This window comes from Kitasatospora sp. NPDC004615, from assembly GCF_042873545.1.
GTDB lineage: Bacteria > Actinomycetota > Actinomycetes > Streptomycetales > Streptomycetaceae > Kitasatospora.
Genome location: NZ_JBIALQ010000004.1, coordinates 322142 through 345312, shown reverse-complemented (window position 1 = coordinate 345312; position 23171 = coordinate 322142). Strand labels below are relative to the sequence as shown.

At 70.7% G+C, this 23171-nt stretch carries 24 protein-coding genes; 13 read left to right on the top strand and 11 right to left on the bottom strand.

Translation table 11 applies throughout. From position 1 onward, the window contains the following. Positions 1–6: 6 nt before the first annotated feature. A complete protein-coding gene (locus ACFYS8_RS16450) occupies positions 7–1221 on the bottom strand; it encodes an NAD(P)/FAD-dependent oxidoreductase (RefSeq protein ID WP_387641478.1) in 1215 nt (404 codons plus the stop codon). Positions 1222–1329: 108 nt separating this feature from the next. Between ACFYS8_RS16450 and ACFYS8_RS16445 the strand changes: the two genes are divergently transcribed. Then, a complete protein-coding gene (locus tag ACFYS8_RS16445; protein ID WP_387641475.1) occupies positions 1330–1776 on the top strand; it encodes an aldo/keto reductase in 447 nt (148 codons plus the stop codon). Positions 1777–1789: 13 nt separating this feature from the next. Here ACFYS8_RS16445 and ACFYS8_RS16440 read toward each other — a convergent pair whose 3' ends face one another. After that, positions 1790–2398 carry a TetR/AcrR family transcriptional regulator gene (locus ACFYS8_RS16440; RefSeq protein ID WP_387641473.1) on the bottom strand — a complete coding sequence of 203 codons (609 nt, stop codon included), beginning with the start codon at positions 2396–2398 and terminating at the stop codon, positions 1790–1792. Positions 2399–2489: 91 nt separating this feature from the next. Between ACFYS8_RS16440 and ACFYS8_RS16435 the strand changes: the two genes are divergently transcribed. Then, entirely contained in the window at positions 2490–2873 is a 384-nt protein-coding gene (locus tag ACFYS8_RS16435) for a DUF4345 domain-containing protein (RefSeq protein ID WP_387641470.1), read from the top strand. A gap of 8 nt (positions 2874–2881) precedes the next feature. On the opposite strand, the gene ACFYS8_RS16430 is transcribed toward ACFYS8_RS16435, so the two are convergent. The 3 genes from ACFYS8_RS16430 to ACFYS8_RS16420 form a co-directional block, all read right to left on the bottom strand. Next, a complete protein-coding gene (locus tag ACFYS8_RS16430; RefSeq protein ID WP_387641468.1) occupies positions 2882–3025 on the bottom strand; it encodes a hypothetical protein in 144 nt (47 codons plus the stop codon). Positions 3026–3067: 42 nt separating this feature from the next. After that, a complete protein-coding gene (locus ACFYS8_RS16425) occupies positions 3068–3598 on the bottom strand; it encodes a HEAT repeat domain-containing protein (protein ID WP_387641466.1) in 531 nt (176 codons plus the stop codon). A 124-nt stretch (positions 3599–3722) separates the two neighbouring features. After that, positions 3723–4073, bottom strand: a complete 351-nt coding sequence (locus tag ACFYS8_RS16420) for a 5-carboxymethyl-2-hydroxymuconate Delta-isomerase (protein WP_387641464.1) — start codon at positions 4071–4073, stop codon at positions 3723–3725. Between the two features lie 484 nt (positions 4074–4557). Between ACFYS8_RS16420 and ACFYS8_RS16415 the strand changes: the two genes are divergently transcribed. Continuing rightward, entirely contained in the window at positions 4558–5376 is an 819-nt protein-coding gene (locus tag ACFYS8_RS16415; protein ID WP_387641462.1) for an MBL fold metallo-hydrolase, read from the top strand. Positions 5377–5407: 31 nt separating this feature from the next. Here ACFYS8_RS16415 and ACFYS8_RS16410 read toward each other — a convergent pair whose 3' ends face one another. Then, on the bottom strand, positions 5408–5782 hold the full coding sequence (locus tag ACFYS8_RS16410; RefSeq protein ID WP_387641460.1) for a nuclear transport factor 2 family protein: 375 nt from the start codon (positions 5780–5782) through the stop codon (positions 5408–5410). A gap of 309 nt (positions 5783–6091) precedes the next feature. Between ACFYS8_RS16410 and ACFYS8_RS16405 the strand changes: the two genes are divergently transcribed. Beyond that, positions 6092–6586: a cupin domain-containing protein gene (locus ACFYS8_RS16405; RefSeq protein WP_387641457.1), complete on the top strand. Its 495-nt coding sequence runs from the start codon at positions 6092–6094 to the stop codon at positions 6584–6586. A 390-nt stretch (positions 6587–6976) separates the two neighbouring features. On the opposite strand, the gene ACFYS8_RS16400 is transcribed toward ACFYS8_RS16405, so the two are convergent. After that, positions 6977–7684, bottom strand: coding sequence for an HAD family hydrolase (locus ACFYS8_RS16400; protein WP_387641455.1), 708 nt, complete (start codon positions 7682–7684; stop codon positions 6977–6979). A gap of 76 nt (positions 7685–7760) precedes the next feature. On the opposite strand from ACFYS8_RS16400, the gene ACFYS8_RS16395 reads away from it, so the two are divergent. Further along, positions 7761–8051, top strand: a complete 291-nt coding sequence (locus ACFYS8_RS16395; RefSeq protein WP_387641453.1) for a hypothetical protein — start codon at positions 7761–7763, stop codon at positions 8049–8051. Positions 8052–8491: 440 nt separating this feature from the next. Here the strand turns inward: ACFYS8_RS16395 and ACFYS8_RS16390 are convergent, their stop codons facing one another. Then, the gene (locus ACFYS8_RS16390; protein WP_387641451.1) at positions 8492–9472 is read right to left on the bottom strand and encodes an NAD-dependent epimerase/dehydratase family protein; all 981 of its coding nucleotides are present in this window, start codon (positions 9470–9472) and stop codon (positions 8492–8494) included. A 329-nt stretch (positions 9473–9801) separates the two neighbouring features. Between ACFYS8_RS16390 and ACFYS8_RS16385 the strand changes: the two genes are divergently transcribed. The 5 genes from ACFYS8_RS16385 (at position 9802) to ACFYS8_RS16365 (ending at position 14444) form a co-directional block, all read left to right on the top strand. After that, positions 9802–10539, top strand: a complete 738-nt coding sequence (locus tag ACFYS8_RS16385; RefSeq protein ID WP_387641448.1) for a hypothetical protein — start codon at positions 9802–9804, stop codon at positions 10537–10539. A gap of 810 nt (positions 10540–11349) precedes the next feature. Then, complete coding sequence (locus ACFYS8_RS16380) at positions 11350–11481, top strand: hypothetical protein (protein ID WP_387641445.1); 132 nt, start codon at positions 11350–11352, stop codon at positions 11479–11481. 53 nt (positions 11482–11534) lie between these two features. Continuing rightward, positions 11535–12332, top strand: coding sequence for a hypothetical protein (locus ACFYS8_RS16375; protein WP_387641442.1), 798 nt, complete (start codon positions 11535–11537; stop codon positions 12330–12332). Between the two features lie 914 nt (positions 12333–13246). Then, positions 13247–13759: a tetratricopeptide repeat protein gene (locus ACFYS8_RS16370; RefSeq protein ID WP_387641439.1), complete on the top strand. Its 513-nt coding sequence runs from the start codon at positions 13247–13249 to the stop codon at positions 13757–13759. 262 nt (positions 13760–14021) lie between these two features. Beyond that, positions 14022–14444, top strand: a complete 423-nt coding sequence (locus ACFYS8_RS16365; RefSeq protein WP_387641436.1) for a hypothetical protein — start codon at positions 14022–14024, stop codon at positions 14442–14444. A gap of 33 nt (positions 14445–14477) precedes the next feature. Here ACFYS8_RS16365 and ACFYS8_RS16360 read toward each other — a convergent pair whose 3' ends face one another. Beyond that, entirely contained in the window at positions 14478–14906 is a 429-nt protein-coding gene (locus tag ACFYS8_RS16360; protein WP_387641434.1) for a DUF6086 family protein, read from the bottom strand. A gap of 638 nt (positions 14907–15544) precedes the next feature. Between ACFYS8_RS16360 and ACFYS8_RS16355 the strand changes: the two genes are divergently transcribed. The 3 genes from ACFYS8_RS16355 (at position 15545) to ACFYS8_RS16345 (ending at position 20387) form a co-directional block, all read left to right on the top strand. Then, on the top strand, positions 15545–16591 hold the full coding sequence (locus ACFYS8_RS16355; protein ID WP_387641431.1) for a hypothetical protein: 1047 nt from the start codon (positions 15545–15547) through the stop codon (positions 16589–16591). Positions 16592–16930: 339 nt separating this feature from the next. Then, positions 16931–17743, top strand: a complete 813-nt coding sequence (locus ACFYS8_RS16350) for an ABC transporter ATP-binding protein (RefSeq protein WP_387641429.1) — start codon at positions 16931–16933, stop codon at positions 17741–17743. Positions 17744–17864: 121 nt separating this feature from the next. Next, on the top strand, positions 17865–20387 hold the full coding sequence (locus ACFYS8_RS16345) for an FtsX-like permease family protein (RefSeq protein ID WP_387641426.1): 2523 nt from the start codon (positions 17865–17867) through the stop codon (positions 20385–20387). A gap of 121 nt (positions 20388–20508) precedes the next feature. Here ACFYS8_RS16345 and ACFYS8_RS16340 read toward each other — a convergent pair whose 3' ends face one another. Both ACFYS8_RS16340 and ACFYS8_RS16335 read right to left on the bottom strand, forming a co-directional pair. Next, positions 20509–21918 (bottom strand): oxygenase MpaB family protein, encoded by a 1410-nt coding sequence (locus ACFYS8_RS16340; RefSeq protein WP_387641423.1) that lies wholly within the window; start codon positions 21916–21918, stop codon positions 20509–20511. Positions 21919–22121: 203 nt separating this feature from the next. Next, positions 22122–22814 (bottom strand): DUF4253 domain-containing protein, encoded by a 693-nt coding sequence (locus tag ACFYS8_RS16335; protein WP_387641420.1) that lies wholly within the window; start codon positions 22812–22814, stop codon positions 22122–22124. Positions 22815–23171: the final 357 nt, after the last annotated feature.

Below are 23171 nucleotides of genomic sequence, written 5' to 3'. Positions count from 1 at the left end.
AACAACTTAGGCGGCGCTCCGCGTGCGGGTCTGCTGGGGGCTCTGTGCGGGGCTCTTCACCGGAACTGCCGTCAGGTGGCGCCTGCGCTTGGGCATGCCGTAGGTCGGGTGCGCGATGGTCCACGCGGAGGCCTTGAGCACGCTCGTCTTGAACCGCACGGCGGTCCGGCCGCCCAGGTACCAGGACTTGGAGCGTTCGGCGCCGTCCACCATCTGCACGAGCGCGTCCCGCTGCCCGAGGCTGATGTGGTTGCCGAAGTACTTCAGCGCGGAGACCGGGGCCTCCCGGCCCGTCAGGCGGGCGATGACGGCGGCGGTGGCCTGGGTGGCGGTGAGGCCGGCCGAGGCACAGGACATCGGCAGCGGACGACCGTTGACGCCGATCGCGTGGGCGCTGTCCCCGGCGACGTAGACGTCCGGGTGCGAGACGGAGCGCATGCTGCGGTCGACCAGGATCCGGCCGTCCGCGGCGAGCTCCAGGCCGCTGGCGGCCGTCAGCGGGTTCACGGCGAACCCGGCGGCCCAGATCGTCACTTCGGCGGGCACGGCGCGGCCGTCGGCGGCGAGCGCCCGGCCCGGCTCGACGGCTTCGATGCCGGTGTGCTCGTGGACGGTGATGCCGAGCCGGGCGAAGGACGCCCGCAGGTAGCGGCGGGCCTTCGGGGAGAGCCAGGCGCCGAGTTCGCCCCGGGCGGCGAGCGCGACCGCCAGGTCGGGGCGGGCCTCGGCGATCTCGGCGGCGGTCTCGATGCCGGTCAGCCCCTCCCCTACCACCAGCACGGTGCCTCCCGCACCCAGCTCGGCCAGCCGGTCGCGCAGCCGCAGCGCCGAGGGCAGGCCGGTGACGTCGAACGCATGCTCCGCCACGCCGGGGACGTCGTGCCGGTCCACCGCGCTGCCGAGCGCGAACAGCAGCGTGTCGTAGGCGAGTTCGGCGTCTCCGTCCGCGTCGCTGACGGCGACGGCCCGGCGCTCGGGGTCGAGCCCGGTGACGCGGGCCACCCGCACCCGCACCCCGGTGCCCGCGAACATGTCGGCGAGCGGGCGGAATTCGACCTTGTGCCCGCTGGCGAGCTGGTGCAGCCGCATCCGCTCGACGAAGTCGGGGGCGGCATTGACGACGGTGATCTCGATGTCCTCGGCGTTCAGCCGGCGGGCCAGGTTCCCGGCGGCGAAGGCTCCGGCGTAGCCGGCGCCGAGGACGACGATGCGGTGCCTCATGAGGGTGCTCCTGTCTGGTTCGCGTGCCCTCTGAACGGGACGGCGCACCGATTGCTGACAGCGCCCGGATGTGAGCTGGGTCACCGCGAACTCCGCTGCCCCCGGCCGGTGTTGGTAACGGCCCAACTGGCCAGCAGCGTCAGCGCCACCCACAGCCGGATCGTCCCCGCCGTCAACCAGCGCGAGGTCCACCCGTTCCTCCAGCAGACCGCCGCGAAGGAACTCCAGGACCGGCACGGCACCGTCCTCCAGGCCTGGGGCCCGCTCGCCCAGGGCAACCCGGACCTGTGCGCGCACCCCGTCCTGCGGCGCATCGCCGCCACCCACGGCAGGTCCGTCCCGCAGATCGCCCTGCGCCGGCTGCTCCAGCGCGGCATCCCGCTGGTCGCCAAGAGCACCGACCCCGGGCGGCTGCGCCAGAACATCGCCGTGTTCGACTTCGAGCTGTCCCCCGACGAGCTCGCCGCCATCGCCGAACTCGACCGCCACCAGCCGGGGTTGGGCTTCACCCACCAGGACCCGCGGATGCTCGAACTCCTCCTGAAGTACGCGTGACCCTGTTGGGCGCTCAGTGCGGCCAGTCCGGGGCGGGATCCTCGTCGAGCAGCGGCCTGATCGCGCCCAGGACGGCGCCGATGCAGATGTCGCGCAGCTCGGCGCGGGTGCAGTGCGGCTCGATCAGCCAGTCCACGCACAGGACTTGGACGAACACCAGCCAGCTCTTCAGCACGCCCGACACGGCCTCCCTGGTCCGGTCGCCGGCGGGCGGGAGCGCACTCAGCAGGCGCTCGCGCAGCGCGTCGAGCTCGTCGGCGATGATCGTCTGGACCAGCCGGTCACCGGCCAGCACCCGGTTCGCCGCGAGCACGGTGTTGCGGTTCTCCGCGAAGTACTCGATGTGCGCGTCCAGGCCCTCGGCGAGCTGCTCGACCAGGGAGTCGGCGGGGTCGAACCGGGTCTTGGCGAGCAACTGCTCGGCGACCTGCCGGTAGAGGGCCGCGAACAGGTCGCGCTTGCTCGGGAAGTGCCGGTAGAGCAGCGCCCGGGACACCCCCGCGCGCTCGGCGACGTCCTCCATCAGCACCTCGTCGTACGTGTGCGCAGCGAAGAACTGGGCAGCGACAGCGAGGAGTTGGGCGCGGCGGTCGGCGGGGCTGAGGCGCTGGCGAGGAGGCACCCGGTCATCCTACTTGACACGTGTCTACTAGCGGCGCGTAGCCTGCTGCTCCTGGTTGACGCGTGTCTACTAACAGGGGGTCGGCGCTGTCATGACCAAGGACAAGGCACTGCACGCACTCATGCTCGCCATGGGCTACGGCTGCGTGGCGATCGGGCTCTTCCACGTCCTGCTCGGCAACTCCGCGATCCCCGGTGAGAGTTCGGCTGGCCCGACCATCGACAGCCTCGGCCGGTTCTTCGGCGCGATCTTCGCCGGCTACGGCGTCGCCTGGCTCCAGGCCGCCCGCCAGTCACCGATCCGCACCACCGCCGTCCGCTGGCTGGCCGGCATCCTGTTTCTCGGCGGCCTCGGACGAATCCTCTCGCTCGCCGTACACGGCTGGCCGCACTGGTTCCAGGTCGCCCTGGGCATCGTCGAACTGGCCCTGCCGCCGCTGTTCCTCTGGCTGGCCCGCACCGACTCCGAGCAGTAGGCGCACGATCAACTGCCAGCCGAGGAGCAGCAGTCCGACCGGTGGAGAACGCGAGCCAGGGCAGACTCGGTGGTGTCCCACTCCTCCCGCCGGCCCCCGGAGCTGAGCACCAGCGGTTCGTCCGCCACCTCGGCGATCCAGTCCAACAGCATGCGCGCAGTCTGCCGCCCCTCACCGGGGCACCGCCCGCCCCGTCACCTGGACGCCCGCGGACCCGTCCGCTCGTAAACGGCCCCGCCCGGGATGTACCAGCCCGCCTTCTTCCGCACAGCCGGACTCGGGTCCTGCCGGTGCGACACCTGCAGAGCGGCAACAGCCCGGGCATCCGTACGGGCGAACTTGCCGACCAACTCGGCGGCCCGCGACCGCACCTGCGGGTCGGGATCGGAAGCCAGGTGCAGCAACGCAGGTTCGAGCACCCGGTCCGCACCCGGCGCGCACGCGTCGTCCTTGCACCGGTCGCACGCGAGGGCATGGAACGCGGCGATCCTGACCCGGGCGTCCGGATCGTCGGCCATCGTGATCAGCTGCCCCATCGACTCCGTGTCGACCAGGTGGTCCAGCAACCGGCAGCAGCCCTCCCGGACAGCCGCACTCTCATGGGACAGGCCGGCCCTGATGGCACCCACCGCATCCCCCTTGCGCCGCAACAGTTCCCAGTAGGCCGCCACGGCACGCTGCGGGTCGCCCAAGTACGCGACGAGGGCTTCGTTGTCGGTCCTCACGAATCCGAGCATGACCTCAGTGTCGAACCGTCCAACAACCCCGACAACCGAAATTCCCCCACCCCCACCCCCACCCCCCACCGCCGAAGGCCGAGGTGCCCCCTTCCACCCCGGCCCGCCGACCTCAGTGCCCGGCGTGATGCACGAACACGTAGGTCTCCCGGTCCAGTTCACTCACCTCGACACAGAACGCGGCCGGCACCCGAACATGCGACCGCAGCAAATCCGTCACCCGCACCGACAGTTCACTACGCGCCGCGACACTGCGCCCGCCCAGAATCTTGATCTCCACCAGCACCACCGCCTCCCCCGACGCCCCGTCCCCGACCAGATGCGAAACCGCCGGCCGCACCAGCGTCTTGCAGTCACCCGTCGCCGTGTCGATCACCTCAGGAATCAGCTGATGAACCTCCTTCGCAAACGCCGTGGCGTCGAACTCGAGCCCCGGCGAGTGATCGATCAGGATCTGCGGCATGACAAACACCCTCCCGGACGCACAACGCCCCGGGACCCTCCCGGCACGACGGCGTCCATGGTCAGCTGACTCTACTGACCCGCCAACCCACCCGACCCGACGCAGCCGCCCCTCCCCCCGCGCGCCGATGTCGGACCCCGCTGACATGCTCCGGCGTCATGCACACTCAGCGCTTCTGGAACTTGATCGAGGATGCCCGCAGCCAGGTCCCCGATCCCGCCGACGGAGACGCAGTCGCCGCGATGGCCGTCGCCATGCTCCCCACCCGCTCCCCACCCGACCGCGCGCCCAAGGCATGCTCCCAGACGCCACCGACACCGGCCGCGCTCCACCTCCTCGGCCTCCGCGCTGCGGTTCGGCCCCGCATCCGCCTGCTCGACCACCGTAGGTACCTCGCCGCGCGACCGCCTAATGTTCTCCCGAAGGAGACGACCCCTTCCATCGAACACGGAACGCGATCCACCCCCAACCCGACGGAGGCTCCGTGCACTTGATCTCAAGTGGCAGGCACCACGCCACGTTCGACTTCGGCAACCTGCAGGTGGTCTCGCTGCGGGACGGGTACATCGACATGCCGCCGACCCGCCTCCGCGACGAGGACGGGCGCACGCTCGACGTGCTGCCGGCCGCCGTCCCGCTGGTCGGCGAGAACCTGCGGCTGTCGGTCAACGCCTTCTTCGTCACCGACGGCACTCGGTCGGTCCTCATCGACACCGGCGCGTCCAATGTCTGGCACGACCCCACCATGGGCTTGATCTACGACGCGCTCGACGAGGCGGGGGTCGAGCGCGCGCGGATCACCGATGTGGCCATCACCCACCGGCACGAGGACCACGTCAGCGGCCTGATCACGCCGGACGGTTCGGAGGCGTTCACCGGACTCGAACGCGTCTGGATCGGCGCGGGCGACACCTCGGTCTTCACGGGGCGCCTCGCGCCGATCCGCGACCGGGTCGTCCCCGTCACGGACAAGGTCGCGATCAACGACTGGACCACCGCGATCCCGACACCGGGCCACACCCCCGGCCACACCGTCTACGAGGTGAGGAGCAGCGCCGGCCACCTCCTCGTCTGGGGCGACACCGTCCACGTCCCCACGCTCCAGTTCGACCAGCCGAACGTGTCCTGGGAGTTCGACGGCAACCAGCCCCAGGCCCGCACCGCACGCGCGGCCCTCCTCGAACAACTCACCCGCCCCCACCACTTCGTGGCCGGCGCCCACCTCGACTCCCCCGGCATCGCCCGCGTCACCCCCGCCGGCGACGGCTACGCCCTGGAATACCTCGCCCCACCGATCGGCTGACCGATCCCGGCCTCGGGCCACTCCGTGAGGGTCAGCGCACGTCGCCGGGGCTTTCGAGGACCAGGGTGGTCTCGTTGACACGACGAAAGCGGCCGTCCGCGGCGAACTCGCCGAAGAGGTGGACCTCCATGAGGAGGGTGGAGCCGTCCTTCATCGAGATCGTGGCGGTGTGACGGTCGGCGTACTGGTCGCCGTCGAAGAGCTCCTGGTGCACCTCGATCACCCCGGAGGCCACGCTCGCACGGAGGTGGGCGATGTGGGCGAGAAAGGCTTCCCGGTCAAGGGAGTTGCCGTCGGTGCGCTGGACGTAGTCGGGGGTGATGTGACGCTCGGCGGCCTCGTTCAGGTCGAGGTCCGGGGAGAAGACGAGGTCGTTGAGGGCGGCACGGATGTCGGTACGAGGCATGGATGCTCTCCCTGTGTCGAACGGCGGCGGTGGCCGCGTACGTGACGAAGGACTACCGGACGGCAGACCCGCAGGCACGACCAGGGCCGAAACGACCCCGCCGCCACCACAACTTCCCTTATATCAAAGGAGTTTCATACACCGCGACGGTACGCCGACGGCCCGCCACCGAAAGGACGCTCACCCCTCGGCGCCACCGACTTCGCCGCGCAAGCTCCGCAGTCCCACACAGCAGCGATACCCACAAGGCATCAGCCCCGCAGAACAGGTCTTGGACACCGACCCACCCCCAGCGGTGCACTCGTCCACATGACCAAGCAAACGAAGACCGGCGACCCGCAGACCGCCCATACCGTCTCGGTGGTGACCCCCGGCGACGGCGAGACAATCGTTCTGGGCACCACCCGCATGCGCATCCTGGAGGACGGCAGCCACACCGCCCACCGCCTCGCAATCGCCGAGTCCGTCCTCGCCCCGCACACCCAGGGACCGCCGCAGCACCGCCACGCCCTGCACGACGAGGGCTTCTACATCCTGGCCGGCACCGTACGGTTCACCGTCGGGGACACGGACTACGACGCCACCCCGGGCACCCTCGTGATGGTCCCGCCCAGCACCCCGCACACCTTCGCCAACCCGACCGACCAACCCGCCGTCCTGCTCAGCACCTTCACCCCCGACCTGTACGTGCAGTACTTCCGGGACCTCCAGCAAGTCCTCACCGACGGCCGCCCGTTGACGCCACAGGCCAACATCGACGCAATGAGCCACTACGCGACCGAGCCCGCCACCGACCACGCCTGAACCCCCGGCCCGGCCTCTTCCGGCACGCGACACAACCGACGGGTCCCGCGTGAACCGGCGGCCCAACCGGCCTGATCGTCCCCCACTAACCGACATCGCCCCCTCCCTGGCCCCGGCCGCGGCCACCGGCTTCGTCCTCCTCCAAACCGGCGCAATCACCGCCCACTTGACCACCGGAGACCGCCGAATCGCACTCAACGCCCGACTCACCATTGCTGCGGCCCTGACCATCTGGCCGGCCATCAGGACCTGATCGAACACAGCCCACGACCAGCTGACGCGACGTCGGATCCGAACTGCGGCGTCCACCGGACCGACCACAACACCGTGCCGGCGAACATCCGCCCCCTGGCACCGCCCGGACCGACACGGCGCTCCGGGGCGGCGCCCTCAGGCAGTGATCAGGGCCGGGTCGCCGGCAGCGGCAACGACGTGGGACAGCGTCGAGAAGAACGGTCCCGGCCAGCTGTCCTCACGGGCGTGCGCGTCGTTGATCGCCCAGTCGCCGGCCCGCAGCATGACCGCGGTCATTCCTTGCGCAGTTGCGCCACTCAGTTCATCGCCGCCGCCGTCACCGACATAGAGGCAATCGCCGGTCGGCGTATCCAGTTCCCTCGCGACCTGGCGGAACAACTCCGGATCCGGCTTCCTGCGCCCTTCCTGGCAGGACAGGACGACCGCGTCGACCAGCGGGGCAAGCGGCAACGTCGGCAAGGTTTCGGCGAGTTCGATCGTGCAGTCACTCAGGACCCCGATCCGAAGGCCGTCGCGGCGAAGCCGCTCCAAGGTCTCGAGCGCGTCATCGCGGAAGACGAACAGTTCACGCTGGCAGGCAAGCCTGGCCGCCGTCGCGGCTGCCAGCGCTTCGTCACCCGGGTCGACTCCGCAGCGCCGGGCCAGGGTGCGGATCGTCCGCGGCAGATCACCCATCGCCCCCACGGCCCGCTCCGGAAAGGACTCGTCCAGCGCCCGACGCCACTGCTCCACCGGAATCCCGAGCGGGGCCGCACTGCGGGCCGCATGTTCGTCCCAGATCCCGCTGGGCGTGCTCGGGGTCAGCGTGCCGAAGAAGTCGAAGATCACAGCGGAGAAGGACATGGCCGGAACACCATCGGCCTCGCCGATCCGACATCTGCGGAATCGATCTTCAGCGGAGGACCGATAGCCTGCGCCCGTGAAGGTCTACCCCCTGTGGCACATCGGCCACCAGAACGAAGCCGGCCCGAACGGCGAAACGATTCACGTCAACGACACGATGGTGTTCCTCGACGAGCTGGACGGCGACGACGTCAAGCTGCTCGGCATCTACTCCTCCGAGGCCGAAGCCGAAGCACGAATCCGCCGCGCGCGCCTTCAACCAGGCTTCGCCAACGAGCCGGACTGCTTCCAGGCCGGAGAGTACGACCTCGATGAGGACCACTGGACCGAGGGCTTCGTCCGCGTGCCGGCCCAGCCCCTCGAGTAAACGATCCTACCGAGCCGGGCCATCGACACACCGTCCAAGTACCTCACAAACCCTGCTCGGCCCAACAGTTGCCGCCGCACGGACAGACACCGAGCAGGCCGGGCCTACCTCACCGGCCGACCGACCACCGCTGAACAGCTCACGGAACGGCTGCAGATCACCCACGAGACACTGGGGCAGCGTCTCCGCTGTGGCCCACGGCCACCAGCCGGTCGTCGTTTGTCGACACACCTGACGATGATCAACGGTGGCCGTGTCGTCTCCAGGCCGGAGGGCCGCCTGCCGAGCACCCGCGACACCTTGGCGCCGAAAATTACGGTGGCCCCGGGCGAGCTGCCCGCGGTGAGGTCGGCGCCCCGGCCACCATCCGCAGCTTCGCTCACCCGAGACCACCCGTTCTCAGCGCGGGATCACACCGAGCCGGACCACACCGAGCCGACTCACGTCAGCTCGTCCAGCAGCCGCTGCTCCTCCGCAGCGGTGAGCCCCTCCTCGTCTACGGCCGGTCCACCGCGGGCGGTGTCCCAGGCGAGTGTGTCGGCAACGGTCTCGGCGAGCGGACGGTATGTCAGGCAGGCGGCCAGGGCGCGGGAGATGTCCACCCGGTTGATCGCCACGCACTCGGGGGCGCCGATCCACATCGGGACGCCCATCCACGGGTTGACGCCGGCTTTCAGCAGCTTCTCGCTGCTGACCCAGACCGGCTCCGCACCGGGGTTCACCAGTGCCCGGCAGACGGCGAAGAACTCGCCGAACGGCAGGGTGCGGCCGGTGACGTTGTAGATGCCGCCGCGCTGTGCTGCGATGCACCCCAGGATCCACGCCGCGACATCGCGGACATCGATGAACTGGGCCGCATCGGCCGGATCGCCCGGCAGCAGCACCGTGCCGCCGCGCTGGAAGCGCCGCGGCCAGTAGGGGAAGCGGTCGGTCGGGTCGTGCGGCCCGACGATCATGCCGGGGCGGACGATGCTGGCACGCTCGCCGTACGCGCCCAGCACGATCCGCTCGCAGGCGGCTTTGCGTGCGCCGTAGAGCTGGTGTGGCGGCAGGTCCTCGCCGAGGACGAGCAGATTTCCGTCCTCGTTCTGCACGGTCGCCTGGTCGGCAAGGACCGACAGGGAGGAGACGAAGACGTACCGGTCCACGCGCTCACCCAGGGCGGTGACCGAGCGGCGGACCACCTCGGGCTCGTAGCCTGCGACATCGACCACGGCATCCCAGCGGCGGTCACCGAGCGCGGACAGGTCGGTGGTGCGGTCGCCAATGATGGTCTCGACCTCGGGGAAGAGCTCGGGCGCGGTCCGGCCGCGGTTGAACAGCGTCACCTGGTGCCCCTCGGCCAGTGCGGCCTCGACAAGGGTGCGACCCACGAAACGCGTGCCACCCAGCACGAGCAGGCTCAGCGGGCGGGGGGTCATGCTCTGCATTGTTGACGAACTCCGGAGTTGTGAAGCGGTCCGGGCCGCTGGCGGCAGAAGCCGGCTCAGTCGGCGACCCGGTCAGGGACGTGACGGAACTCGCTCCCGGCAGCCATAAACCTCACCCTCTCGGTGACGCGTCGACATGGCACTGCTCTGGCGCAGGCGAACCTAGCAGTAGACGATCACGGCCGTCGACAGCATTACGGCACCGCGGACCGGTCCAGGGGCAGCCGAGATCACGATCTGAAGCCGGAGTACTGACTGCCCCGACCCGGTATCTTTCGGACCTGCAAACCCACACCCTGTCCTGGGAAATGAAGTGCAGCATGCACATCCTGGATGACCTCACGGGTCTCACCTCGCGTGCAAAGAACCTGCTCGACCGAACCGGCCGACGCGACGATCCGCAGGAACCCCGACTCTCCACCGAGTTCCTGCAAATCCGTGACCACTCCGGCCAGTTGACCCCCGCGCCCATGATGCTGGTCATCCGCCGGGAGGGATTCGAGCAGAGGTACGGCGGACTCCGTTACCAAGTCCGAAGCAGCTGCACCATCGAGGGCGAGCGCCACGAGTCGCTCCGCGACTGGCACTACGACTTGGGCCAAGGCATGTGGGCCGGCCCTGCCAACGGCTGGTACTTCGACTGGTTCGGGGAGTACGTGTCCTCCCCGGTCCGCTACCTGGTACACACGGACGGCCGGGTCGGAGTAACCGACCGAGGCGGAACGTTCCTCGAAGTCGCCCCGTCCATCCCGGCACTCATCGAATCCCACGCCCTCACCGACACGCTCGCGACCTGGGACCGCGTCGCCACCGACGTCGACAGCTTCGCACTCGCCCAGCATCTCGACGGCCTCACCGACATCCCCGAAGCATCAGGCCGCACCCTCCGATGGCGACTGTCCGACAACGTCGCAGTCAAGGAGTTCCGGATCTGGAGCAGCGACGCACCGCGCCGCTGGTGTGCCTTCCTCTGGAGCCGAGGCGAATCCGGCCGCCGCCAGGTCGAAGCGGCCACCGCCCGAGCAGCGACCACACAGCAGGCTCCGGCAGCTACTTGACCCACCGCTCGAACCATCCCCGGCGTTCCGCCGCCATAGCAACGAACGAACTGACCCACCGGACGCGAGCATCGAACTCGGCACAGGATCCAGGCCGGTCCCGACTCGACGCTGCTCGACCTCGCACATCATCGGAGGCCGCCACCACCTGCCGAACACCCACCCGCCCGCCCGCAACAAGGCACCTCTCTCCCCCAGGCGAACAACTGCCCGACCGTCCCTGCCTCGACAACCCGAGGAAACGCCCTCGTCCGAGCCTCCGCCGTCATGGCGCCGGGCCGTCCTGTCAGCAACTGCTGCAACGCTGTCCCCATGGCACTCCCCGGCTCCCGTACGAAAACGACAGATGTCTGGCTGCTACCGGAGGACGAGGCCCTGGTCGGGCAGCGGATCGGGGAGCTCCTGCCGGGTGCTGGATGGCTTTGCAGCCAACCGGGCCCGCTGGGCCTGCACCAAGTACATGTGCACTCGACGGTCCAGGAGGCTCTGTGCTGCGGCGGGGTTCAGGCCTTTCTGGCCCTGCCAGGAGGGGCTGCCGCCCCCGCGGCTGTCCAGGACTTGACCGGCCACGCAAACGGTCCTGGGCTGCCGCGCGCTGCGGTGGTTCAACTGCTGTGCTCACGGCGCAGGCCGAGTCACCGCGGCGAGGCGTTCGAGGCCGGTCGCCTCGCCGTGCGCTGGTTCGAACCCGAGGTTGGGCCCGAGATGCACCAACGCCTGACCGAACAGACGCGCACCGTCTGGCAGGCTCTGCGGTCAGGCACCCGGCCGGCCGTGGTCGCGACCGCGGACGGCCGAAGGATCTCCGGCATGCGCATCGGCCACGCAGCCCACGCGCTCGCAGCCGGCACGGGCATCCAGCTCACCCGCGGAGGGTCCCAGCGTCTGCACCTGGTCACCGTGCCCTCCGGCCCCGGCCAGCCGTCAACCGCGAACAGCTAGCGGGTCAGCCCGCGGCAACGGCCCTGTCCGGCCTGCGTGAAAGACTGCGACGCATGTCTCTCGCCGAACTCACCTTCGACCAGTGGCGGTCGTTCGACCTCTCGACCGCCCGCCAAATCGCGCAGCAGGCAGCTGATCTGGCCGGCGGCCGCGTGATTGCCGTCGAAACCGGCGAACATCTCGGCTCCCGAATGCACCGCGTCCTGATCGACCGGAACGCACAGGAATTCGCCCTGATACCCGGCGGCCAGGTAACGCTCGGATTCGACCTCGACACCTGGCAACCGACGCCCGAACAGGCCGCCGACTACCAGGAGAGCCTGGAGCAGGGCTTCGGCAACGACCCCGACCTCCGGGCCCACCTTGCCCGACTGCTCAGCCCGCGCCGGCGCGTCAACCTGGCGACGGTACTCATGGCCGTCGAGGACGAGAACCTGACCGAGCCACCCACCGACATGCCCGCCGTCCTCGCGGCCCGCGGCCTGCGAATGCCGAACTCCGACGAGTGGGAACACGCCTGCGGAGCCGGCGCCAACACCCTGTTCCGCTGGGGCAACGACTGCCCCCTCGACCGCATCCCCTACGACGATCACACCGGCCCCCAGCACCAACCGAACGCCCTGGGCCTCCGCATTGCCCACGACACGTACCGCACCGAACTGACCAGCGACCTCACCGCAGTACACGGCGGCGACGGCGGCGAGTCGGCCTGCGGCGGCTACGGCCACCTCCTCGGATGGCTCCCGCTGGCCACGGCCAACCGCAACCCCTTCTACGCCGAGTTCGTGTACGGGCCCGACGGCGAAGACATGTACGAGGACTTCTCCACCCGACCGGTATTCGAACTCTGACCCGCCACCACCCACCACGGCACTCACGACCCTCGCACCAGCCGTGACCACGCACAGTCAGACCAGGCCGGCACCGATGCGGACCTCAAGCGGCCGTCCGGGACCCGACCCCAGACCCCGAACCCACCCGAGAACGCGGTCACCATGGCGTTCGCAGGCAAGTTGGGCGATCGCCGGCATCAGGCTCCCACGAACCCCCGCATCGTCGTCCCTCGCCAGCCTGGACCGTCCAGCCCACCGGGCACACCGTGCTGCGCTCAACCATCAACGGCTCCTCGGCAACCCGGAGCAGACCTTCCCCCGATCCGTCCGCCATGTACTGACACCGACCGATCTCGGCAACCGAACCAAGGGTTCGGGCACGAAGCTCGGGCCGCCCGGTCGCCGCAATCCGAAGCAGGAACGGCGCCAATGCTCCCACCGCGATCGTTCCGCCCTGCTGGTGAAGACTCGTCCAGAGCCGCCACAAGGCCCCACCGGCAGCTTCGGCGTCCCCGGACACGAGCGTGGCGAGCAGGCCGGGGATCTCCTCGCACGGGCCATCGAAGTGCCGGAACCGCCGCCAGGGAACCTCGTCGTACCTTAGCCCATCCCTGGCCTCCCCCGGGCTCGAGCCCACGGCCGTCCGCACGTCGCCGTCCGTGCCGCCCCACCGTTCCAGCCGGCCGGCCAACAGCCATCAGGCCGGCAGTGGCCCACTCCCTACGAGGCAGGCATCCGCATCTGCCGAGAAGCATGTGCCTCGCGCGCACATGCTGTGCGCACTGCGCCTGACCAGCAACGCAGCGGGAAGAAACCGTCAAATAAGGACGAAAGAACCGCAAATGCCGGGCCGATCCACAAGTAGGCGCCTGCGGGCGAGGCTCCGATAAGGTGAGTTGATCTCCGGACTCGTACGCGTGGGGGGCGTAGCAGTGACGACCGAGGTGACGCCCGAACTGGCCGAGGCGATCCAGCGCGGCTATGACCAACGCGACCGGGCGAACATGGCGCCGACGATCGCCTACTTCCAGGCGCTGCTTGCCGAACACCCGGACCACCCGGTCCTCGTGTACGAGGTGGGCGGCGCCTACGACACCGCGGGCGAGGAGGAGACCGCCCGCGGCTACTACGAGCGCGCGCTCGCCCTCGGCCTCGACGGCGACGTCCTGCGCCGGTGCCTGTGCCAGTACGCCAGCACCCTGAGGTGGTTGGGCAAGTTGGACGAGTCGCTGGCGGTGCTCGACCGCGCCCGCAGGGAGTTCCCCGACTCCGACTCCGTCCGCGTCTTCCGCGCTCTGACCCTCAACGATGCCCAGCGGCCGGACGAGGCGGTCGCCGAGTTGCTCACCGTCGTCACCGGGCATGCCGAGGTCACCGACCTCGGGCGGTGGGCGGTCGGGCTCCGCGGCCTCGCCCAGTGGCTCGCCGACGGCCGCCCCGAATAGGAAGCATCTGCCCTGTAAAAGGCCGGCGCAGGGGAACCGGCACGTGGTGACCTTGGCTGATGCGCGCATCCGCGACCAGCATGCACACCGCAGTGTTCGCCGTAGGACCGGCTCTCTGCCGCGATGAGCGACTGGGGCGAGGGCTCCTCTCGCACCCTAATCCTGGAAGCTCTGGGAGTAGATCATCCCGCTCGGCCACAAAGGCAGCTGCCACCAGCGCATCGACGCCTCCCTACGGCAGAAGCGAACCTCGCCGCAGCCCGTGACCGCCCAGCCGCCGTCGTCCTGGACCGTCACCGGCTGGATTCTCCGGCGACCCACGGCACTGTCCGAGGCAGAACAGCTCCAGTTCAAGACCGTCCTGGCCCACTGCCCGCAGCTCGACGCCCTGACCCGGCACGTCCGCTCCTCCGCCGTCATGCTCGCCGAGCACCAGGGCGAGCGTCTCCCGGAACGGCTCGACGCGGTCCGCCGGGACGACCTGCCCAACCGGCACACACTCGCTGCTGGAATCGACCGAGACCGGGACGCTGTCATCGCAGGCCTCACCCTTCCCTGGAACTCCAGCGTCATCGAAAGGCACGTCAACCGGATCAAGATGCTCAAGCCCCAGCGGTTCGGCCGAGCCGACTTCCATCTCCTCCGCAAGCGCGTCCTGCTCTACTCACAGGACATCGCGTTCTGATGGCATCCATGTACTTCGCCGGGCAGACCAGGCTCAGGCCGCCATGAATCGGCCCAGCTCGCGCGCCTTGTGCTGAAGGGCGGCCATCCAAGCCGCCTCAGCGGAACCCGGGGCCGCCGGCACCTGAACATCCTTGAGGCCGCCGTCCTCGGCGGAGCCTGCTGACTGCCAGTTCACCTCGATGCCTGCCCTTTCCGCCAGGACCAGCATCGTGACGACGAAGCCCTCGGAGAGGGCAGCCATGACATCGTGAGTCGTTCTCCGGTGCCACGCGAGCAGGGCGTCGACGAACTCCTTGAACACGACGGGGTCGATCTGGCACTCGTCAGCCTGCATGGGCCCGATGCCGGACCGCAGCCCCAGTTCCGTCTGGTAGACGCTCACTTGACTCATGAACAGCCGGGAGGCCCCGTTGGACGGGTTCCACACGGTCTCGTCGCCTATGTCGTAGTACTGGCTCAATGCAGCCCCTCCTTGCTGGTCATACCGGCCAACGTCGCGAGCGCGTGATCATACGGTGAGTCAGCCCTCCAGGAAAGTAAGCCAGAACCACTTCGCATGAACGAAGCCGCCATCAAGCCAACAAGACGCACTCGCGCAGAACTTCGAAGCCACCGTGCCGCAGCGCCCGCAGGTGCTGACCGACCGACTTGGCGCAGGTCCGGCACAGCAGTCCATCCACGCCGGTCCGGCAACCTCCCGGATCTCACCGCAGCCGGAGCAGGTTCCCTCGCAATCCGGCTTCCGGGGCCGGCAGTTCGTTCGGGTCCCAGCCCCGCCAGCGTCCCAACCTGCAACCGGCTACGCGCATCACGCCACATGTCAGATCGCACCGACCAACGCCGGCCCACGACAACACGGCTGACCCGCCGACCCCACGTAACCTGCGTGCCGGCCAGCCCGGTCACCGGCAGGGGCCAACCGCATGAACCGCGCACCGCAGCAACCATGTCCGCCTCCACCACAACCACCCGGACTCCCAACCTCCCCTCACGCCGACCGGGCACCCCACCGATGAGCGATGAGCCCATGAGGCTTGCCGCAGAGAAGATCGAAAAACATGGCCCCGCTATGTCGCCGGCGGCAGGCATACTGGCGCAATGTCCGACCATCGCCCGTCCGATGCCATCGAACCGCCGGACCCGTTCGAAGGTCTGGTCCTGGACGAGGAGTTCGTCCGCTCCGCCACCGTGACCGAGCCGTCCGCGCGGGCCCGGATGCTGGCGGAACGCTGGCGTCATGAGCCGCCGGTCGACCCGGGTGGCCGCCACTGGTCGCCGGGCGGGTCGCGACCGTCCCGCCGCAGTCGGCGGCCCCGGCGGACAAGGCAAGCCCAAGTTCCCTACCACACCCGGCGATTGGGGCGGCTGCGACGGTTCCGCTCGCTCAGCCGGGGTGAGCAGTGGACGGTGGTGCTCGGGCTGCTGATCGTCCTGCTGGTGGTGGGCGGGGTGCTGTTCGAACCGCAGCGCGCCCACACCCCGCAGCTGGCCCGCCTGGCAGGAGAGCCGGGCAGCCCGTCGCCCTCGCAGGACCGTGCGCTGCCGGGCGGTGGGATATTCGTCGGCAGCCGGTGCGGGACTCGCGGCTACCACCATTTCCCGGCCGCGCCCGCCTCGCTCAGCGTCGACGGGTCGTCAGGTCCGGCGTTGCTGCTGGCCGCCCACGGTTACCGACACCTCGGCACCGACCGGCCCGGCGAGTTCACCTTCGACCTGCGGCTCAGCTCGGGCTCCGCGACGCCGATGGTGCTGTCCGGACCGCTCGGCCCGGAGGGCGTGGCGGTGGAGATCGAGGGACCGAACGGGCTGGTGGCCGGCGCGTACGGACTGCCCGCGACAGTCGAGGGCGCGCCGCACACCTCCGACGGCCGGGGCTGGCTGATCTCCGACTACGGCGCGGTCGCGCACGTCGTGCTGCCAGCGGCGGCGCTCTGCCCGGGCGTCGACGCGCAGGCCCTGGCGACCGGGCTGGCACTGCGCACCGACGGCGGCAACACCATCACCGGCCCGGCGCCGTACACCGTCACGATGTCGCTGGCCGACCCGGAGGTGGGCGAGCTGCGGCGCACCCTCGGGGTGCTGACCCGGGGCGAGGTCCTGGCGGTCACCAACCAGATCCCGGCGCGCGCGACCAGCCCGATCTGATCCTGTCGCGAACCTTCTTCCTGAGGCTGCCCCAATCTCCCCAAACCTTCCGGGGGTTGGCCACCAGACAGCGGTGGGGATAACCCCACCTCGAACCTTCGTGCCCCCTCCATGGCGGGTGACCTGCGGTTTTCCTAGCGTTGGTGAGGCCCCGGCAGAGAGAACCACTGGGGCCTCATCTCCGAGGAAGGCTTCACCATGTCGCCCCGCCTGCGCCGTTCCCAGCCCGGCCGGCCCGCCCATTCCGCCACGCCGGACGCTGCCGCCGCACCGGGGTCGCCCTGGCCCGGCCATGCCGCGCCCACGTCCACGCCCGGCCTGCCCGTAAACGGACGGCCCATGGACGGACGGCCCACCGGCGGGCAGCCGGCGAGCGGGCAGGCCACGGGCGGACGGCCCGTCGACGGGACGCCGGCGGTCGAACTGCGCGGCGTGCGCCGGGTCTACGGTCGCGGCGCCGGGGCGGTGCATGCCCTCGGCGGGATCGACCTGGCCCTCCCCGCAAGCAGCTTCACGGCCGTGATGGGCCCGTCCGGCTCCGGCAAGAGCACCTTCCTGCAGTGCGCCGCCGGCCTCGACCGGCCCGATGCGGGGCAGGTGCTGCTGGCCGGGAGCCCGATCAGCTCGCTCGGGGAGGACGCGCTGACCAAGCTCCGGCGCAGCAGGATCGGCTTCGTCTTCCAGGCGTTCAACCTCCTTCCGTCGCTGACGGTCCTGCAGAACGTGCTGCTCCCGCAGCGCCTGGCCGGGCGCCGACCGGACAAGGCCCGGGCCCACGAACTGCTCGCCCGGGTCGGCCTGGGCGAACATGCCGCCCGCCGCCCCGGTCAGCTCTCGGGCGGCCAGCAGCAGCGCGTCGCCCTGGCCCGGGCGCTGATCACCCGGCCCGACGTGATCTTCGCCGACGAGCCCACCGGGGCGCTCGACACGCGCAGCGCGCACGAGGTCCTCGGCCTGCTGCGCAACGCGGTGGACGGCCTCGGCGCCACGGTGGTGCTGGTCACGCACGATCCGGTCGCCGCGTCCTTCGCTGACCGCGCGGTCTTCCTGGCCGGCGGTCTCCTCGCGGGCGAACTCCACCGGCCCGATCCCCGCACGGTCTCCGAGCACATGCTCACCCTCTCCGCACAGCCCGTCGGTACCCGCGCATGAACCCGCGCCGTCCCCGCCCACGCCCCGGAGTCGGCCGCGCAGCCGACGGACCGGCCCGCACCGGCATCGCCTCCAGGCCTTCCATTACCCTCTTCCCCTGCCACGCCCCGGAGTTGACCGCATGACCAACGGACTGGCCCGCGCCGCCATACGCTTCCGGCCCGCGTCGTTCGCGGGCACCTTCCTTGCGTTGCTGTTCGCCTCGACGATCGTGACCGCCTGTGGCGTGCTGCTGCAGACCGGGCTGACCGCGAGCATCACGCCCCACCGGTACGCGGACGCACCGGTCGTGGTCTCCGCCGACCAGCAGGTGAAGATGACGGTCGTGCACGGCAAGAGGCCCGACACGATCGCCCAGACGCTCCCCGAACGGGCCCGGCTGGACGCCTCTTTGACCGCAGTCGTGGCCGCCGTGCCCGGCGTCGAGCAGGCCCGGCCCGACTCCGCGTTCCCGGTGTCGGCCGGCCGATCCGGCCTGCCGGCGCTCACCGGCCGCGGCTGGGCCGCACTGGGCATCGCCCCCGGCGAGCGGCTCACCGAGGGCCGCGCCCCGGCCGACGGCGAACTGGTCCTGGACGCCGCGAGCGCCCGCGCCGCCCACCTCTCCCCCGGTACGGACCTGACCGTCGACACGCCCGTCGGCACCGCGTCCTACCGGATCTCCGGCCTCGCCGAAGCCCAGCCCGGCCGGGCCACCGCCTGGTTCGCGGACGGCACCGCCGACCGGATCTCCGGCCACCCCGGCCGAATCGACGCTCTCGCCGTCCGCCCCGCGCCGGGCACTACCCCGGCCGCACTGGCCGACGCGCTGCGCCAGGCGCTGGACGGCAAGGCACAGGTGGCGACCGGCCAGCAGCGCGGCGAGGTGGAGCAGCCGGTGCTGCTGAAGGCGAAGGAGGTGCTGGCCGGTATCGGCGGTTCCTTCGGCGGGACGGCCGCCACGGTCGCCGTCTTCGTGCTGGCGAGCACCATCGCGTTGGCCACCGGCCAGCGGGCCCGCGAATTCGCCCTGCTGCGGACCGTCGGGGCCACGCCCCGTCAGATCCAGCGTTCGATCGCCACCGAGGCGGTGCTGATCGCCCCGGTTGCCGCCGCGATCGGCATCCTGCCCGGGCTGGCGCTGGCCCGCTGGTGGTTCGGCGAGCTGGTCGCCCGCGGTGCGGTGCCCTCCGGGGTGCCGCTCGACACCGGCCCGCTGCCGCTGCTCGTCTCGGTGGCGGTCTGCACCGGGACAGCGCTGGCGGCCGGTCTGCTCGCGGCCCGGCGCAGTGCCCGGATGCGGCCGACCCAGGCACTCGGCGAGGCCGGCACCGGGCCGGGCACGCCGGGCGTGGTACGCGCGGTGTTCGGTGCGCTGTTCGGCGCGGGCGCCGTCGTGCTGGCGGTGGTCGCCGCCAACCTGGCGGGTGCGACCGCGGCGAACCTGGCCCTCGGTGTGGTGCTGTGCTTCATGGTCGCGGTGGGGCTGCTCGGCCCGTGGCTGGTGCGCGGCGCGGTCGGTCTGGTCGGTGTGATGCTGCGCGCCGCCGGGGCCTCGGCCTCGCTGGCTGCCGACAACGCCCGCGCCGGCTCGCGCCGGCTGGCCTCGGCGACCGTCCCGATCGTGATGGTCATCGCCTTCTGCGGGACGCTGGTGTTCCTGCAGTCCAGCCTTCAGCACGCCGCCTCCGAACAGGTCCGCGAGGGTCTGAAGGCGGATCTGGTGGTCACCGCCGAAGCCGCTCCGGGACTGCCGGCGAACGCGGTGGAACGCGCGGCCAAGATGCCGGGCGTGGACGCCGCGGTCGACCTGCTGCCCACCGGTCTGGCGTACCAGAGCTCCGGCGCGCTCGGCACGGCCACCGCCGAGGCGGTGGCCGGCGATCCGGCCGCGCTGGCGAAGCTCCTGGACCTGGGTGTGACGTCCGGTTCGCCGGCCGACCTGTCCCGCTCCGCCGACACCGTCGCGCTGGACAGCCTTCTGGCCGAGAGCCTGCATGCGAAGGTCGGTCAGCGGACGGCGTTCTGGCTCGGCGACGGCACCCGGGTTGAGCCCACGGTGGTCGCGATCTACCGCCGCGGACTCGGTTTCGGGCAGGCCCTGCTGCCGAAGGCCGCGGTCGCCGCGCACACCGATTCGCCGTACGCGACCCGGCTGTTGGTTGCCATGACCCCGGGCACGGACGGAGCGGCCACCGCGAAGGCACTCTCCGAACTCGCACCAGCAGGCCTGACAGTGACGGATCGCCAGGGCTACGCGGCGCAGACCGACCAGGACCGCGAGCTGAACGGCTGGGTGAACAACGTGATGGCGGGCGTGCTGGCCGGGTTCGCGGCGCTGACAGCCGCGAACACCCTGGTGATGACGGTGCTGGACCGCCGCCGCGAGATCGCCCTGTTGCGGCTGGCCGGCACCACCCGCCGTCAGGTCCGCGCGATGCTGCGCTGGGAGGCGTTGCTGATCACCGCGATCGGCCTGGTGACCGGTGCCGCGATCGCCTGGGCGACGCTCACCCCGATCACCCGCGCGCTGACTTCCGCAGCTCCACATGTTCCCCTCACCACCGCCCTTCCGCTCGGCGCAGCGACCGCTCTGCTCTGCCTGGCCGCCACTGCTCTCCCCGGACGCGCCCTGCTGCGCACCCGTCCCACCACCGCGCTCTGACACCGCGCCCGAACTCCGCGATCCCGACCGGCGTACCCGCGCGCTCTCCGCGGCCGCCCCTCCCGAGGGGGCGGCCCTGCCGCGTTCCCCGGCGCCGGGCGCGCCGGGCACCGGGCGTCCGTCATGGTCGGCCCAGGAGTTGAGTGCCGGCCGTGCTGCTGGAGCGGGCGGTGAAGGACTCGGTGAAGCCCCGGACGAATTCCTCCTCGGTGATCTGGCCGTCCCCGTCGGTGTCCAGTTGGCGGAAGCCGTGGGAGAGTTCGGCCGGGTGGACGCGGGAGCCGCCGAACAGGGTGCGGTACTCGTCGGCACACAGCTGGCCGCTGTGGTCGACGTCGGCGGCGTGGAACATGGCGCGGACGGCGACGTGCAGGCCCTGCTCCAGGTAGCCCGGGTCACGGTCGGTCCCGGCCAGCATCGCGGTGACGAACTCCTCGCAGGAGATCTCCCCGTCGCCGTTGGCGTCCATGGTGGCCAGCAGGTGCTGCCACCAGGTGTCGAAGGCGGTGTAGACGGCGGACTCGGTCTCCTCGTCGCGCTCCAGCGGCCAGCAGATGTTGTGCGCCATGGCCCGGAAGTCGGCGGCGGTGAGGCGTCCGTCGCCGGTCTGGTCCATCACCTGGTGGTAGAAGGCGGCGATCCGGGCCGGTCGGTCGTCCCGCCGTGGCGTACGTGGTGTGCGTGACGGCCGGGGCGGTGCGGTGGTGGCCGCCCGGGGCTGCTCGCCGCCGGAATGGGTGCGGTAGCGGAGCCGGTCGGGCAGCCGCTCGGCGATCAGGCGCGCGCCCCGGTGGACCGTCCAGGAGAGTAGGGCGGCGCTGCGGCTGCGTGGCAGGCCGCACTTGGCGCGGAACTCCGCCGGAAGGTCAGCCAGGGTGAGCGTGGTGAGGAAGCGGGCGACGAATCGGCGCAGCAGCGGCCAGGCGGGTCGGAGCCGGCCGAGGCGGCGTGGGGCCGGTGCGCGGGTGAGGACGGTGTACAGCATGTCCTTGGCGGCTGCGGTGAGTTCGAGCGTCTCCCTGATGGTGTCCCGGAGGTAGCCGGGCACGTCGGCGGCGGTGGGCGGGAACAGCTCGTCGGGGAGCCGGAAGGCGGTGCAGACCTCGCGGAACTCCCGGTAGAGCTTGTCCAGTTCGGCGGGGCGCAGCGGGCGGCCGGAGAGTGCCCGCATTGCCGTCATGGCCTCGTACAGGGTGACCAGCACCCAGACCCGGACGGCGGGGTCGAGGGCCGTGTAGGGGCGGCCCTGGGCGTCGACTCCGGCGATCCGGCGGTGGCTGCGTTCGAGGCGCTCGATCTCGCGGCGCAGCGCCTCCTGGTCGGAGAAGAACAGGCGCCTGCCGCTGTCCATGGTGTGTTCGATCCGCCGCCAGGGGTGGCTGCGGTAGGTCGACAGTTGGTCGACTCCGGCGCCGACGGCGGGGTGGGCGTTCTGCAGGACGAGCAGCCGCCAGGCGACCAGGGCGATGCGCCGCTCGCCGAGGGTGCGGCGCAGCATGGAGTCCGATTCCGCTCGTGCGGTGTGCGTCATAGGTCCGTACCCCCTTTCGCTCCGGCTGGCCCGACGGCTACTCAATGGCCGTTCGGCTTCGGCCCGTTCCGGTTGTTCCGAAGCCTAGGGGCGGCTCCCAGCCGGACCCGCTGGCACAGGCCCCAAACCACCCGGCGGGGTGAGCCGAAGGGCAATTCTCCGCCCGTACGGGTGGATCAGCCCTGAGTGAAGTTGACGTTCACTCAATCTCCTCTTGTGAATGGCACATTGCGGAAGAAGCGAAGGCAGCTCAGTCCCGCCAGAAGGACCACTGGTCGGCATCGACCAGGCCGGGGGCGTAGTCGGCGATCGTGCCGACTCCTTGGGGATGTGTCGGGGCAGAACGCAGCGTGTTCGGCGGCGATCCGAAGCGCCGGTTCGTCGTCCTGGGGTGGCGCGCCGACGCTCAACTCGAGTTCGGCGAAGCCGACCTGGACCAGCCGGGTGCCGTAGCGGCGTTCCCGGTCGAGCAGTACGGCGGAGACTTTGGCGATGTCGCCCTCGTGGTTGACCGGTCCGGTCCAGCCGCAGGCGGTCAGTGCCTCGGCGCCGGTGGCGGCCGGAACCAGGCCGATCCGCAGGTGCGCGTTGTTGGCCAGCAGTTCGCGGGCCAGTGCGCGGGCGGCCCGGTCCGGGTCGCCGGGCTGTTCGGCGGCAGACGCCGTTCCGGGCCAGCCGTCGGTGAACGGGGCGAGGCTCTCGGCGAGTTCGGCGCTCTCGTCCGGGTCGGGGGGAGCGTCGGCGTCGGGGGTTGCGTAGTGCTCCCAGTTGGTGCGCAGCAGCGCGGCGGGGTCGTACCAGTCGGGTTCGGTGGCATAGCGCGGTTGGAGTTCGCCGGAGCTCCAGGGGCGGAATCGACGTCGGTGGTGGAGAGCGGGGCGAGCAGTAGCGGCCACAGTCCGCTGGCCGGGTGCTCGCGGTGCAGTTTCTCCCAGAGCCCGAGGGGTGCCGGCCCGTCGCTCGTCCAGAGCACGGGGGCGGTGTCTTCGTCGTTGTCGTACGGCTTCACCAGCCGTCCGGCGGTCAGCAGTGCGGCGGCGGCGGCCAGGTCGGCGTCGGGCCGCAGGTGGCGCAGTTGGTGGAGGGTGTCGGTCATGCGGGCAAGCTAGCGAGCCCTCCTGGCAAGGCATTTTCTACTGATGGGTAGTCATGCGGCAGCCGTGCGAGCCGGTTCACGGACCTGCGGAAGTGGACGTAGAGGCCCTGGCTTGATTACGGTCTGGCACCAAACCGATTGTCGGATGATCACGCAC

Bases quoted from the DNA above. Each gene is read 5' to 3' on its own strand.
- ACFYS8_RS16450 (WP_387641478.1), bottom strand. From the start codon at position 1,221: ATGAGGCACCGCATCGTCGTCCTCGGCGCCGGCTACGCCGGAGCCTTC.
- ACFYS8_RS16435 (WP_387641470.1), top strand. From the start codon at position 2,490: ATGACCAAGGACAAGGCACTGCACGCACTCATGCTCGCCATGGGCTAC.
- ACFYS8_RS16430 (WP_387641468.1), bottom strand. From the start codon at position 3,025: ATGCTGTTGGACTGGATCGCCGAGGTGGCGGACGAACCGCTGGTGCTC.
- ACFYS8_RS16420 (WP_387641464.1), bottom strand. From the start codon at position 4,073: ATGCCGCAGATCCTGATCGATCACTCGCCGGGGCTCGAGTTCGACGCC.
- ACFYS8_RS16410 (WP_387641460.1), bottom strand. From the start codon at position 5,782: ATGCCTCGTACCGACATCCGTGCCGCCCTCAACGACCTCGTCTTCTCC.
- ACFYS8_RS16405 (WP_387641457.1), top strand. From the start codon at position 6,092: ATGACCAAGCAAACGAAGACCGGCGACCCGCAGACCGCCCATACCGTC.
- ACFYS8_RS16400 (WP_387641455.1), bottom strand. From the start codon at position 7,684: ATGTCCTTCTCCGCTGTGATCTTCGACTTCTTCGGCACGCTGACCCCG.
- ACFYS8_RS16390 (WP_387641451.1), bottom strand. From the start codon at position 9,472: ATGACCCCCCGCCCGCTGAGCCTGCTCGTGCTGGGTGGCACGCGTTTC.
- ACFYS8_RS16385 (WP_387641448.1), top strand. From the start codon at position 9,802: ATGCACATCCTGGATGACCTCACGGGTCTCACCTCGCGTGCAAAGAAC.
- ACFYS8_RS16380 (WP_387641445.1), top strand. From the start codon at position 11,350: ATGCGCATCGGCCACGCAGCCCACGCGCTCGCAGCCGGCACGGGCATC.
- ACFYS8_RS16375 (WP_387641442.1), top strand. From the start codon at position 11,535: ATGTCTCTCGCCGAACTCACCTTCGACCAGTGGCGGTCGTTCGACCTC.
- ACFYS8_RS16355 (WP_387641431.1), top strand. From the start codon at position 15,545: ATGTCCGACCATCGCCCGTCCGATGCCATCGAACCGCCGGACCCGTTC.
- ACFYS8_RS16350 (WP_387641429.1), top strand. From the start codon at position 16,931: ATGGACGGACGGCCCACCGGCGGGCAGCCGGCGAGCGGGCAGGCCACG.
- ACFYS8_RS16345 (WP_387641426.1), top strand. From the start codon at position 17,865: ATGACCAACGGACTGGCCCGCGCCGCCATACGCTTCCGGCCCGCGTCG.
- ACFYS8_RS16340 (WP_387641423.1), bottom strand. From the start codon at position 21,918: ATGACGCACACCGCACGAGCGGAATCGGACTCCATGCTGCGCCGCACC.